This is a genomic window from Nocardia sp. NPDC003183, from assembly GCF_053590715.1.
In genome coordinates this window covers 1-12,528 of record NZ_JBSFTG010000024.1, presented here as the reverse complement: position 1 = coordinate 12,528, position 12,528 = coordinate 1, and the positions used below count along the sequence as shown (strand labels likewise).

At 67.0% G+C, this 12,528-nt stretch carries 12 protein-coding genes; 9 read left to right on the top strand and 3 right to left on the bottom strand.

Features of this window, described 5'->3' with window-relative positions; genetic code table 11:
• Positions 1–146: 146 nt before the first annotated feature.
• The 3 genes from ACWDXS_RS34210 to ACWDXS_RS34200 all read left to right on the top strand — a co-directional run bounded on the left by ACWDXS_RS34210 (position 147) and on the right by ACWDXS_RS34200 (position 2,165).
• A complete protein-coding gene (locus ACWDXS_RS34210; RefSeq protein WP_449972246.1) occupies positions 147–713 on the top strand; it encodes a thermonuclease family protein in 567 nt (188 codons plus the stop codon).
• Between the two features lie 361 nt (positions 714–1,074).
• Positions 1,075–1,791: a hypothetical protein gene (locus ACWDXS_RS34205; protein ID WP_449972243.1), complete on the top strand. Its 717-nt coding sequence runs from the start codon at positions 1,075–1,077 to the stop codon at positions 1,789–1,791.
• A gap of 8 nt (positions 1,792–1,799) precedes the next feature.
• Positions 1,800–2,165, top strand: a complete 366-nt coding sequence (locus ACWDXS_RS34200; RefSeq protein WP_379312073.1) for a hypothetical protein — start codon at positions 1,800–1,802, stop codon at positions 2,163–2,165.
• A 19-nt stretch (positions 2,166–2,184) separates the two neighbouring features.
• Here the strand turns inward: ACWDXS_RS34200 and ACWDXS_RS34195 are convergent, their stop codons facing one another.
• Together ACWDXS_RS34195 and ACWDXS_RS34190 are read right to left on the bottom strand one after the other, a co-directional pair.
• A complete protein-coding gene (locus ACWDXS_RS34195; protein ID WP_449972240.1) occupies positions 2,185–3,285 on the bottom strand; it encodes a hypothetical protein in 1,101 nt (366 codons plus the stop codon).
• 397 nt (positions 3,286–3,682) lie between these two features.
• On the bottom strand, positions 3,683–4,501 hold the full coding sequence (locus tag ACWDXS_RS34190; protein ID WP_378996234.1) for a sulfurtransferase: 819 nt from the start codon (positions 4,499–4,501) through the stop codon (positions 3,683–3,685).
• Positions 4,502–4,777: 276 nt separating this feature from the next.
• Here ACWDXS_RS34190 and ACWDXS_RS34185 point away from each other — a divergent pair, with 276 nt between their 5' ends.
• Positions 4,778–5,980: a benzoate/H(+) symporter BenE family transporter gene (locus ACWDXS_RS34185; protein WP_449972236.1), complete on the top strand. Its 1,203-nt coding sequence runs from the start codon at positions 4,778–4,780 to the stop codon at positions 5,978–5,980.
• Between the two features lie 22 nt (positions 5,981–6,002).
• On the opposite strand, the gene ACWDXS_RS34180 is transcribed toward ACWDXS_RS34185, so the two are convergent.
• Complete coding sequence (locus ACWDXS_RS34180; protein ID WP_379312069.1) at positions 6,003–6,494, bottom strand: Lrp/AsnC family transcriptional regulator; 492 nt, start codon at positions 6,492–6,494, stop codon at positions 6,003–6,005.
• A gap of 171 nt (positions 6,495–6,665) precedes the next feature.
• Here ACWDXS_RS34180 and pdhA point away from each other — a divergent pair, with 171 nt between their 5' ends.
• The 5 genes from pdhA (at position 6,666) to ACWDXS_RS34155 (ending at position 12,333) form a co-directional block, all read left to right on the top strand.
• A complete protein-coding gene (pdhA, locus tag ACWDXS_RS34175) occupies positions 6,666–7,748 on the top strand; it encodes a pyruvate dehydrogenase (acetyl-transferring) E1 component subunit alpha (protein WP_449972233.1) in 1,083 nt (360 codons plus the stop codon).
• Positions 7,745–8,719, top strand: coding sequence for an alpha-ketoacid dehydrogenase subunit beta (locus ACWDXS_RS34170; protein WP_449972230.1), 975 nt, complete (start codon positions 7,745–7,747; stop codon positions 8,717–8,719). Before pdhA ends, ACWDXS_RS34170 begins: the two co-directional genes overlap by 4 nt.
• Positions 8,719–10,053, top strand: coding sequence for a dihydrolipoamide acetyltransferase family protein (locus ACWDXS_RS34165; protein ID WP_449972303.1), 1,335 nt, complete (start codon positions 8,719–8,721; stop codon positions 10,051–10,053). Before ACWDXS_RS34170 ends, ACWDXS_RS34165 begins: the two co-directional genes overlap by 1 nt.
• A gap of 107 nt (positions 10,054–10,160) precedes the next feature.
• Positions 10,161–10,856, top strand: a complete 696-nt coding sequence (locus ACWDXS_RS34160; RefSeq protein ID WP_449972227.1) for a hypothetical protein — start codon at positions 10,161–10,163, stop codon at positions 10,854–10,856.
• Positions 10,857–10,941: 85 nt separating this feature from the next.
• Complete coding sequence (locus tag ACWDXS_RS34155) at positions 10,942–12,333, top strand: nucleobase:cation symporter-2 family protein (RefSeq protein ID WP_449972224.1); 1,392 nt, start codon at positions 10,942–10,944, stop codon at positions 12,331–12,333.
• Positions 12,334–12,528: the final 195 nt, after the last annotated feature.

Here is a 12,528-nt window from a genome sequence, read left to right as displayed (position 1 = left end):
GGCCGGTCACACCCGCACCCGGCAGTCCGACGCGCGCCGGGCAGTCACGACGGCTGCGACACCCGCATTATCTGGACTGTTGAGGGCGATGTTGCGTGATTTCCCTGGTAGTGCGGCAGCGCTCAGTTCGGCATGGCCTGAGGGACGTGAGTCACGGCGTCGCAGCTGTCGGCGCCGTGGTGATGGTTCCATTGGCTGTGGCATGTGGTCAGGTGCCTGGAGTCGAGTCGGCGTCACCGCCCAGTGAGGTGCCGAGTCCAATTCCGGTTCCGGCTGATGCAGCGGGGCCGTTTCCGGTGTTGCAGGTGATCGACGGTGACACGGTGTCGATCCTGAAGGACAGCAAACAGGTGAAGGTCCGGATGTTGGGTCTGGACACACCTGAGACCCAGGATCCGCGCAAGTCGGTGCAGTGTTTCGGTACCGAGGCGGCTGACCGTGCCAAGCGGGTGCTGGTCGGCAAACAAGTAGTCGTGAGGCCCGATCCGTCGCAGGACAGCACCGACAAATACGGTCGGCTCCTGGCGTATGTCTGGGTGGATGGGGCGCTGTTCAACCTCAACCAGATCGCGCAGGGGTTCGGACACGAATACACATATTCACACTCACACCCCTACCAGTATCAGCGCGAGTTCCGCGCCGCAGCGCGGTATGCGCAGGTCCACCACCTGGGGCTGTGGAACCCGGCGACATGCAACGGCGTCACGAACTAGTACTGCAACGGCATCCGTGTGATTCGGGCGTCTGCTTGTCGCGCTCGTGTTGACCCGGCTCGATACCGCCGACCACGGCTGGTACCGGTCGCACCGGCGACGACGCCGCCAGATCACGCCCGGCTATCGCACGACCGGCGGCAGGGCACCCGCTCGACTGACCACCGAGTGCAGTCGCAGTACTGGCTCGCCCCGCGCGGATTGCGATGGGGCTGACCGCCGATAACCCGGACGCATTGCACCGCAACAGATTCGGTGCCACCGAAATTGACCATCGAACCCGCGGCGAAGTAGAGTCCGAGTGGCCCGACCAGCATCGGACCGCGCAGGAATATCGTAGACCTGCGAGTTGGAGAATGTGATGTACGAGGAAGTTCAAGGTGGCGAGAATGGACAGGCTCCGCCGATCAAGAGCTACGACACTTCTATCCATCCAAATTTTCCGGTAGTGGACACGAGTAAATTCAAGACGCTTCGCGATTACACCGGTGAGCTGATTCAAGCCAATGCTACCCAAGCGGCGGCCGTGGGGATCTACTTCAGCTCGAGAGATCGCCCCGTCGCCAAAAAATTGTTCGACCACTATTATCGCGTGACCGGTGATGATTACGTGCTGGATGAATCGACGATCGAAAATTGGATCAGCGAAGACCGCCACGCGTACAACGATTCCGCGATTTCAACCTGCCCCGTGGCGATCTCCGACAACAAGGAGGCCGCGATAAACCGGGCGATCACCGAAGTGGACAAGACTCAGAATCCCGCCAAGGTCATCCTGTCCACCGACTGGGTCATCGTCGCCGGAATCTCGAACGATCATGTCCAATCGCTCGGCCGGTACAGCCTTGCCTCGACCACGGTGGTGGTCGCCCATCCAGGTGCGGCCGGATCACATCAGATTGAACTGAGGCAGCAGTCCCACATCTGTGATGTCTACAATTTCCATACCGACGACGACTACGGCAACATGGCTCAGTCCGCTGTGAACACCATGGCGCAGAGCGAGGAACTCGGCCTCGCCAAGTCGTTCCTGGTATACGGTTCCGGTGCGGTGCACTCCTGGTCGGGTTCGAAATAGGTGGGGATATGACTGATAGGAACAGCAGGACCGATGATGTACTGGTCCCCGCGATCTTCGGAGTCATCATCGGCGGCTTACTGGCGGTGATCGCCTATTTCCCCTTGGTCGTGCTACTGCAGAACGTCTTCGACGTGCCCGAGCCCACTGCGACTCCCAAGAAATACCGAGGCGACACGGAACCAATCTCGCCGTGGTATTGGATAACGTGGATGATTCCGGCGCTCGTCGCGATTCCCGCCGGATTGGGATTGTCCTGGTGGCGGCGCATCCGGGTTTTCGCGCTGGCGTCTACGGTGACGTTCGTCCTCGGCGCTGCCGTGGTCGCCGCTGTCGTGATTTCCTTCGAGATCAACGGATTCGCACCCGACTGACCTGACCGGAGTAGCCGGGTCAGACGGAGACAGCGTGTTCGAACCACACGTTGTCTCCGTATCCGTACCGAATGGCACCCAGGTCGACGATCACCTTCTCCGGGAGTTCGAATTCGCTCGCGTTGTAGACCGGGGTGGCCCGGCCGGACTCGTAGCCCAAAGCGCCGGAGATCCGCTGGATCGTGGTCGTTATCGCGTCCTGGCGAGTCGCGGCCGACTTCTTCAGCGCGTCGACGGCGGAGGTGATCTGAGATTTGGTCGGCTCGTCCATCGGCTGGTCGATCAGCTGCGCCCAACTGGCCAGGGGGAGAGTGAAATTGGCGAAGGTCATGCGCTTCGTGAGAGCGCTCGTCAGGTCCGCGGCCTGGTTGTAGACGAGCCGTTCGAGCAGTAACGCGCCGTTCTCGACGATCTTGGAGACTGCGTCGAGATCGATGCTGCGGGTGTCGAACGACTGTCCGAGGGTGGTCGCGGTAGCTCCGAACGCGGTCGCGGCTGCACCGGTCCAGTCGGCCTGTATCCACCCGGTGCCCGCGGACAGGTTCTGCGAGTGGGCGAAGTCGTTGATGCCGAGCAGGCCGATCCGCTTACCCACTCCCTGCAGCGCCTCCCAGTCCGCTTCCACCGGCGCCAGGTAATCGGCGACGGGCTTGATGCCGATGGTCCGGCCGAGCGGCTCGTCGTAGGAGGTGAGCAGCCTGACGCAGCCGGTGACGACCTGGCGGACCGTGTACTGGGCTTCCTCCACGTTCTGCAGGCTGGGCTGCTGCAGGCCGGTGAATCGGCGGACGTCCCCGGCCTGGCTTGTCGCCGCGACACCCTGCCCGTCGGTCAAGCTCGCCGCGGCCTGGTTGATCGAGACAGCGTGCTGCTCATCGGAATTCTTGTACGCGGTGGCCGCGGTCCCCAGTCCGGAACCCAGTGTGCCGAGGGCGCTCGTGTCCTTCTGATGGTCGCCGGACAGTGTGGTTTGCAGCTTCTGGATCGACACCGACAGCTGTGCCAGCTGTCCGGCTGTTCCGGCTGGTAGCGCTAAACCCGGTAGTAAACGGCCCGCGTTCTCGGTGAAATTGGCGCCGATGTCCTGGAGATCCAGTGTGAAGCCGGACAGCTTCGACACATCAACAGTAAAGTCGACCATTCGATCCCTCCGAGACAAACGCTGCGCACATGGTGACCCGGGACAACCGCAGCCGGGTCACCGAGGCTCGGGCCGGGCGAACCGGCAACCAATCCTGGCAACCAGCGAATCAAACTCGGCCACATCATGATCCAACACCACACACTACGACACCCCGGCCGGATGGCTGCCGCCCGCGCGCCCCAACCACTGCTTCTACGCCGCCGAGTACCTCACCGTGGCGGTCGACTACGACCTACCCGTCACCGCCGCGGACAACGCCACCCTCCACGACATCGCCCGCGGCTGCCCGTGAGCTCGGGTGGGTCCGCAGCCGGTCCGAGCCAGTGCTGTCACACCGCCGTACCCCGCGGTCGCCAGGCGCTCCCAGCAGCGCCTACTCTCCGGTCGCCACCGCCCGTTTCGGATCGTTCGACCACTGCGAGTACGAGCCCGGGTAGAGGGCGGCGTCGATGCCCGCGATCGCCAGCGCCGCGATCTGATGGGCAGCGGTGACGCCGGAGCCGCAGTACACCGCGACCGGGCCGTCGCCGAATCCCGCGAACCGTGCGCGCAGTTCTTCCGCATTCCGGAAATGCCCTGTGCCATCCAGGTTTTCAGCGGTCGGCGCGCTCACCGCGCCGGGGATGTGTCCGGGACGCGGATCGACCGGTTCGACCTCGCCGCGATACCGCTCGCCCGCGCGCGCGTCGAGCAGCACACCCGGCCATTTCGCGACGGCGTCGGCATCGACCATCGGCAAACCGCCGGGGCGCACCACCAGGTCACCACCCACCGGATCCGGTTCGGCGCCGGTCGCGACTTCCCCACCGGCCGCGATCCACGCGGGCAGCCCGCCGTCGAGGATGCGCACGTTGTCCACACCGGCCCAGCGCAGCAGCCACCACGCCCTCGCGGCCGCCATGCCGCCGGTCGCGTCGTAGACCACCACCGGGTCGCCCGAGCTCAATCCCCAACTGCGCGCGCATTTCTCGAAGGTGCCGGGATCGGGCAGCGGATGCCTGCCGCGCGGGGGCGCCGGCGCGGCGGCCAATTCGGTCTCCAGATCGACGAACACCGCGCCCGGAACATGCCCGTCGAGATAGTGCTGCGGGCCATCGGGATCGCCCAGCGCCCACCGCACATCGAGCAGGTGAATCGGCTTGTCCGCCAGCTCTTCCCGAAGCTCAGCCGAGGAAATCAATACCGCGCCCACTCCCACTCCTCCTCCAAGCCCCCGCCTGCGAAACCGTCCCCGACACCCTACGCATCGAACCGGCTCCGCGGCACCTATCGACGCACGACTTCACCCGGCAACGCAGGCCGAGCCGGTGACTCCGGCGCGGCAACGCACGCCGCCGGGCCCGCGAACCCGGTCGCATCGTTCACAGGCCGGTCGCGAAACTGGACCCACCATCGGCACGCACGAATCAGGCCACTTTCGCGAGACTGGCAGGCGACGACCCCCACTGCGTCGGGCAGTATCGGCACAATGTCGCAGGTCTCCACCACTTCGCCCGATATCGCCGACAAACCGGCGGGCATCGCACAGCCGCTCGGTGCGGGCGCCATCACGGCACTGGTCGGCTTCACGAGTTCGTTCGCGGTAGTGCTGAGTGGTTTGCGCGCGGTGGGGGCGAGTCCGGCGCAGGCCGCGTCGGGCCTGCTGATCCTGTGCTTCACCCAGGGCATCGGCATTCTGCTGCTGAGTGTGCGGTACCGGATCCCGATCACGCTGGCTTGGTCCACGCCGGGTGCCGCCCTGCTCGCGAGCACCGGACTGGTCGCGGGCGGCTGGCCGGGCGCGGTCGCGGCCTTCGCGGTGACCGGCGTACTGATCGTGATCACCGGGTTGTGGCAGCGGCTCGGCTCGCTGGTGGCCGCGATCCCCGTGCCGATCGCACAGGCGATGCTGGCCGGTGTCCTCGTTCCGCTGTGCCTGGCCCCGGTGCAGGCGCTGCGCACCTCGCCCGCCGTGGTGGTCCCGGTCATCGTGGTATGGCTGGTCCTGCAGCGGTTCGTACCCAAGTGGGCGGTGCTCGTCGCCTTCGCCACGGCGGCCGTCGGTACGGGCATCGACATCGTGGTGAACAACCGGCACCTGGAATTGTCCGCCATGGTCCCGACTGTGGAATGGACCGTCCCCCAATGGCATTGGCAGGCTGTTGTCGGCATCGCCATCCCGCTCTACATCGTCACCATGGCCTCGCAGAACATTCCGGGCGTCGCGGTGATGCGCTCGTTCGACTTCCAGGTCCCGTGGCGTCCGGCCATGCTCGTCACCGGTATCGGCACCATCCTCGGTGCGGCAGCGGGCGGCCACGCGATCAACCTCGCCGCGATCAGCGCCGCCCTCGCCGCCGCACCGTCGGCGAGCCCCGACCCCAAACGCCGGTGGATCGCCGCGGCGACAGCGGGCGCCGGCTACCTCGTCCTCGGCCTCGCCTCCGCCGCCCTGGTCACTCTCATCGCCGCCGCGCCGGTGGGCACCATCGAAACCGTCGCGGGCCTTGCCCTCCTCGCCACCCTCGCCGCCGCCCTGACCGGCGCGCTCAGCGACCCCGCCCATCGCATGGCAGCCCTGGTCACCTTCCTCGTCGCCGCCTCCGGCACCACCCTCTTCGGCATCGGCGGCGCCTTCTGGGCGCTGGTAGCCGGACTCGTCGTGCGCCGCTTCCTGCCCACCGGCACCTGAGGGTCCGGCGGCGGGGCCGAGTTCAGTTCGGTCCGGCCAGCCGGTCGAGCAACGGGCCGGTCCGCGGTCCCACCAGCTCACGCATGACCAGGGCCATATTGGTGCGCTCCACGCCGGGGATCTTCAGGATTCGGCCCGCGATGCGGTAGAGGTCGTCGGCGTCGCGGGCGACGATGCGGACGGTGAGATCGGTGGCGCCGGTCATCCCGCAGACCTCGGTGACCTCGGGGACATCGGCCAGCTCGTCCACCACGCTGTCGAGTCGGTGCTGGTCGACCACGACCGCGACGAACGCTGCCAGTGGGTAGCCGAGGGCGCGCGGTTCCACCCGGCGTTCGAAGCTGCCGAGCACCCCACCGCTGTCCCAGCGCGCCAGACGCGCCTGCACCGTGTTGCGCGACAGGCCGAGGCGCGCCGCGAGCTCCACCCCGGTGGCACGGGGATTGGCGTTCAGCTCGCGCAGCAAACGCGCGTCGGTGGCGTCGAGTGTCACGTCCGGTTCGCGACTGGTCATACAACGCAGTATGACAGCGCACCACCCCTGTAGACCATGCATTCTGCTCATGTGCGCGTGTACCGCTTGCGCACACCGCGTTATGGTGGATGCTGAGTGATACACATCGCACTCAGCGGAGTGGCGTACCTGCATCGGCCCACAAGGCGCGGTGGCGAGGAGGCGATCACGATGTCGCAGAAGCAGACCTACCCGGTCCAGCTGGTTCAGCCCGACGGCCGCCGGGTGTTCGACAGGGAGCACGGCGCGCTCGTCGCCGACATCGATGCCGAGCGGTTGCGGCAGCTGTATCGGGACATGGTGATCACCCGCCGGATCGACATCGAGGCGACCGCGTTGCAACGCCAGGGCCAGCTCGGATTGTGGCCGCCGCTGCTCGGCCAGGAAGCCGCGCAGGTCGGCTCGGCGCACGCGCTGCACCCCGACGACTACGTGTTCTGCTCCTACCGCGAAACCGCCGTCGCCTACTGCCGTGGCGTCGCGCCCGAGCAGCTCACCGCCCTCTGGCGCGGCGTCTCGCACCACTGCTGGGACCCCGGCGAGGTCAAGATGACCAATGCCAATATCGTGGTCGGATCCCAGGGGCTGCACGCGACCGGTTACGCCTTCGCCGCCCATCTCGACGGCGCCGATATCGCCACCATCGCCTACTTCGGCGACGGTGCGACGAGCCAGGGCGACCTCGCCGAGGCACTCGGATTCGCCGCGGCGTGGAGCGCGCCGGTCGTGTTCTTCTGCCAGAACAACCAGTGGGCGATCAGCGAACCGGTGGCCGTGCAGAGCCATACCCCGCTGGTACGCCGAGCCGATGGCTACGGGATTCCGGGCGTGCAGGTCGACGGCAACGATGTGCTCGCCGTCCTCGCGGTCACCCGCCAGGCCGTCGAACGCGCGCGCACCGGCGGCGGCCCCACCTTCATCGAGGCGATGACCTACCGGATGGGCCCGCACACCACCGCCGACGACCCGACCCGCTACCGCACCGCCGCCGACACCGAGTACTGGGCCCAGCGCGACCCCATCGAGCGCGTGCGTCTACTCCTCGACCGCGATGGCGACCTCTCCCCCGAATTCGCCCAGCAGGTCACCGACGAGGCCGACGAGGTCGCCCGCCGGCTGCGCACCGCGACAATCGAGATGCCCGACCCCGATCCCGTGCGGATGTTCGACAACGTCTACGCGACCGAGCATCCACTGATGACCGAAGAGCGCCAACAGCTCTCGGCCTACCTCGCCGAAGGAGCGCAGTCATGATCACCACCTTCGCCGGCGCCCTCAACGTCGGCCTGCGCAGCGCGATGGAAGACGACGCCAAAGTCGTCCTGCTCGGCGAGGACATCGGCCGGCTCGGTGGTGTGTTCCGCGTAACCGACACCTTGCAGAAGGATTTCGGCGACAATCGCGTCATCGACACACCACTGGCCGAATCCGGCATCGTCGGAACGGCTTTCGGGATGGCGTTGCGCGGATACCGCCCCGTGGTGGAGATCCAGTTCGACGGTTTCGTCTATCCGGCCTTCGACCAGATCGTGTCGCAGGTGGCCAAGATCCACAACCGTACCAGCGGAAAAGTGAAGGCACCGTTGACGATCCGCATTCCGTTCGGCGGTGGCATCGGCGCGGTCGAGCACCATTCGGAATCACCCGAGGTGTATTTCGCGCATACCGCGGGCCTTCGCGTTGTATCACCGAGTACGCCCGCCGACGCGTATTCGATGATTCGCCAGGCGATCTCACTGGACGACCCGGTGATCTTCTTCGAACCGAAACGTCGCTATTGGGACAAGGCCGACGTAGATTTCGAAGGCGAACCGGATCTGCCCCTGCACAGGGCCAGGGTCTGCACCCGCGGTGCCGACGCCACCGTCGTCGCCTACGGCGGTACCGTCGCCACCGCGCTCACCGCGGCGAAGATCGCCGCCGAGGAAGGACATTCGCTCGAAGTGATCGACCTGCGCAGTCTCTCGCCGATCGACGTCGACACGATCGCGGAATCGGTGGACAAGACCGGCAGGCTGGTCATCGTGCACGAGGCGCCCGTGTTCGCCGGGCTCGGCGCCGAGATCGCGGCCCGCGTCACCGAACGCTGCTTCTATCACCTCGAGGCGCCGGTGCTGCGCGTCGGTGGCTACGACATCCCCTACCCCCCGGCTAAGCTCGAAAAGCACCACCTGCCCGACCCCGACCGCATTCTGGCGGCGGTCGACCGCTGTCTAGCCGCGTGATGAAAGGTGCCCTCGTGCCGGAACCAGCCGCCGATGACGACGGTCATGTTCTCGAGTTCCGCCTTCCCGACCTGGGTGAAGGCCTGGCCGACGGCGACCTGGTGTCCTGGGCCGTCGCGGTCGGCGACACGGTGGAACTGAACCAGACCATCGCCGAGGTGGAGACCGCGAAGGCGGTGGTGGCGCTGCCGTCGCCGTTCTCCGGGGTCGTGGTCGAACTGCTCGCTCAGCCCGGTGACACCGTCCCGGTCGGCGCGCCGCTGATCCGGGTGCGCAACGATCTCGAGGTGTCGGCCCCACCGACCGCGGAGCCCCGCACGAACGTGCTGGTGGGTTATGGGCCCGAGGCCGAATCGACCTCGCGGAGAAGGAAAGCCACGCCGTCCATGGCCTCTAGCACGCCGAGCACCCATCGCGCCGCCGCGACTCCCGCAGCCCGCAAACTGGCCAAGGAACTCGGCATCGACCTGTGGTTCGTCGCGGGGTCGGGGCCGGAGGGCGCGGTCACCGTCGACGATGTGCGCTCGGCCGTGCCGGTGACCCAGCCGCGCACCCCCGCCCGCCTCGGCGATGTCGTGCGCGCTCCGTCCAACGGCCACATCACCGACGGGGACGGCCTGATCGAGCCGACCGCCCGGGAAGAACGCACTCCCGTCACGGGCATCCGGAAGCGCACCGCCGCCGCGATGCAGGCCAGTTCGCGCACGATTCCCCAGGCCAGCACCTTCGTCACCGTCGACTGCACCGCCTCGATGGAACTGCTCGATCACCTGCGCACCACCAAGTCCTTCGAAGGTCTCACGCTCACGCCACTGGCGCTGGTCGCCAAGGCCACGCTGGCGGCGATCGCGGAGTATCCGGGGATCAATACCGCGTGGGACGAGCAGAATCAGGAGATCGTCACCAAGCACTATGTGAATCTCGGGATCGCGGTCGCCTCGGATCGCGGCCTGATAGTGCCCAATCTCAAAGAGGCTCAGTCGCTGAGCTTGCGCGAGCTGTGCCGCGAGATCAGCTGGGCGGCCGACACCGCCCGCTCCGGCAACGCCACCCCGAACGACCTGCGCGGCGGCACCTTCACCCTCACCAACGTGGGCGTCTTCGGTGTCGACAGCGGCGTCGCGCTGGTGAATCCGGGCGAGGCCGCGATCCTGTGCCTCGGCTCGATCCGCAAGCGCCCCTGGGTTTTCCGTGACGAACTGGCCGTGCGCTGGGTCACCACCCTCGGCCTCAGCTTCGACCACCGCATGGTCGACGGCGAGCTCGGCGCCCGCTTCCTCGCCACCACAGCGGGTTTCCTGGAGGACCCGTTGACGCTGCTCAGCCGCATCTGAGCACGCGTCGGGACCCGGCCGTATAGTTCGGGCCGGTGCGCGTCCGACCGGACCGCGCACCGTGCAAACGAATTTCGGCAGGTGTATCCGAGGAAAAAGGGGGCGTCATGGGGTATCCGTACGAGCAGCAGCAAGGTCAGGGCTATCCGCCGGTCGGGCAGCAGGGCTACAACCCGTATAGTCAAGCCCTTCCCGGGTACGGCGCACCGGGCCCCGGCGCTCCCGGATACGGCGTTCCCGGGCCCGGGTACGGCGCTCCCGGATACGGAACGCCCGGCCCTGGCGCACCCGGATACGGCTATCCCCAACCACCCGCTACCGGGGGCACGGCGATCACCGCAGCTGTGCTCGCCCTGCTGCTTTCCTTGGTAGGCGCGGCAGGGTTGGCGATCGGCTACGCGATGGTGGGGGACAACAGCGCCGGCCCGCTGGTCCAGTTGCCGGACGGCAGCTTCGGGTACAAGTCCGTGCCCGTCTCGTCCATGGTGATGACCTACTTCGTGGTCGGAGCCGTCGTCGCCGGGCTGTGGTTCATCGGCGCGACGCTGCTGTTCCTCCGCAAATCGGCCGGCCGAGTGATCATCATCATCCTGGCGTCGCTCACCGCGCTCGGCGGCCTCGTCTCCCTCGTGTTCACTCTCGGATCCGGGGTGAGCTCGGTCGCGGGTGTGGCCATCGGCCTGATCCAAGCCGGGTTCGCGACGCTGATCCTGTGCCTGGCCGCGGCCGGGTCGACCGGGCGCTGGATCCGGGCAGCACAGCAGCAACCGAACTACCCACAGGGCGGCTACCAGCAGTATTGAACCCACCGGGTGATTTATCCGACCCGCAACGCCGACGAAACACGGCGCTCACTCACGGTAAAAAATGGGGACTACAACCTGTTACATGAGTGAGGCGCATCCCGTCGACACCCGGTTGCCGTTCGCTCGGCAACTGGCGTTCGGCATCCAGCACGTCCTGATCATGTACACCGGCTGTATCACCGTGCCGCTGGTCTTCGGCGCGGCCGCGGGGCTGGACCGGGCGACGATCGCGCTGTTGATCAGTGCGGACCTGCTGGTCGCGGGCATCATCACGCTGGTGCAGAGCCTCGGTGTCGGCAAGCTGGCCGGTGCGCGGTTGCCGATCGTCTGCGGCGCAACGTTCGTCGGGCTCAACCCGATGATCCTGATCGCCAAGGAGTACGGCCTCGACGCCGTGTACGGGTCGATGCTGGTCGGCGGTGTGGTCGGGGTGGCGCTGGCGTGGCCGTTCGCGCGGGTGGTGCGGTTCTTCCCGCCACTGGTCACCGGAACCGTCCTGACCGTGGTCGGGGTATCGCTGATCGGGGTCGCCGGGGGCCTGATCATCGGGACCGACCCGAAGTCGGCCGGCTTCGCCTCGCCCTCCAATATCGGGCTGGCGGCGGTGGTGGTGCTGATCGCGGTGGGCTTCGTCTGCCTCGGACGCGGCGTGTGGTCGCAACTCGGTGTGCTGATCGCGCTGGTCGCGGGCATCGTGATCGCGCTGCCGATGGGACTGATCACCACCGCCGGGATCGGTACCGCCGACTGGATAGGGATCCCGCAGCCGTTCCACTTCGGGTCGCCACAGTTCCCGGTGACCGCCGTGGTGGCGATGAGCATCGTGATGGCCGTGGTGTTCGCCGAGTCGACCGCGAGCATGCTGGCGATCAGCGAGATCACCGGAAAACCACTGAGCAGGGGCGATCTCGCGCGCGGCCTGGTGGGCGACGGCCTGTCGGGTGTGCTCGGCGGCATCTTCACCGCGTTCGTCGACACGATCTTCAATCAGAACGTCGGCGCGGTCGCCACGACCAGGGTCTTCAGCCGGTATGTCACCGCGGTGAGCGGCGCGATACTGGTGGTGCTCGGGCTGGTGCCCCGAATCGGCGAGGTGGTCGCGGTGATTCCGAAGCCGGTGGTCGGCGGCGTCGGGCTGGTGCTGTTCGCGACGGTCGCCATCGTCGGCGTCACCACACTGCTCGAAGCCGATCTGACGGACCGGGTCAACGCGACCGTCGCGGCCACCGCCATCGGCATCGGCCTGCTGCCGGTGTTCACCAAGGACATGTTCGACAAGTTCCCCACCTCGGCGCAGATCCTTCTCGACAGCGGCGTCACCCTCGGCGCGGCCACCGCGTTCTTGCTGAACCTGGTCTTCAACCACACCCCGCTCGGCGCGATGGCCCGCGCCGCGATCGTCACACCGGCCGATACGGAAGAACCCGCCACCGAAGACGAACCAACGACCACGAGCGCCGCCGTCGCCACCTGATCGAGCCATAAACCACACCGCAGCACCGCCATGACCGCACTCCCAGCCCCGCACATCCCGACCTCGAGGAGGGATCGCCGACGAAGTCGGCGGTTCGCGCCCGTCCCGTCGATCAGGTGCCGTTGCGTAGGCGACGAAGGAGCAAGCAACGGCACCGAATCGGCACTTTCGGTCACGCCGACTGGCCAGAGCAGC

Coding starts and splice junctions, on each gene's coding strand:
- ACWDXS_RS34185 (WP_449972236.1), top strand. CDS start 4,778: ATGTCGCAGGTCTCCACCACTTCGCCCGATATCGCCGACAAACCGGCG.
- ACWDXS_RS34200 (WP_379312073.1), top strand. CDS start 1,800: ATGACTGATAGGAACAGCAGGACCGATGATGTACTGGTCCCCGCGATC.
- ACWDXS_RS34205 (WP_449972243.1), top strand. CDS start 1,075: ATGTACGAGGAAGTTCAAGGTGGCGAGAATGGACAGGCTCCGCCGATC.
- pdhA (WP_449972233.1), top strand. CDS start 6,666: ATGTCGCAGAAGCAGACCTACCCGGTCCAGCTGGTTCAGCCCGACGGC.
- ACWDXS_RS34180 (WP_379312069.1), bottom strand. CDS start 6,494: ATGACCAGTCGCGAACCGGACGTGACACTCGACGCCACCGACGCGCGT.
- ACWDXS_RS34165 (WP_449972303.1), top strand. CDS start 8,719: ATGAAAGGTGCCCTCGTGCCGGAACCAGCCGCCGATGACGACGGTCAT.
- ACWDXS_RS34155 (WP_449972224.1), top strand. CDS start 10,942: ATGAGTGAGGCGCATCCCGTCGACACCCGGTTGCCGTTCGCTCGGCAA.
- ACWDXS_RS34170 (WP_449972230.1), top strand. CDS start 7,745: ATGATCACCACCTTCGCCGGCGCCCTCAACGTCGGCCTGCGCAGCGCG.
- ACWDXS_RS34160 (WP_449972227.1), top strand. CDS start 10,161: ATGGGGTATCCGTACGAGCAGCAGCAAGGTCAGGGCTATCCGCCGGTC.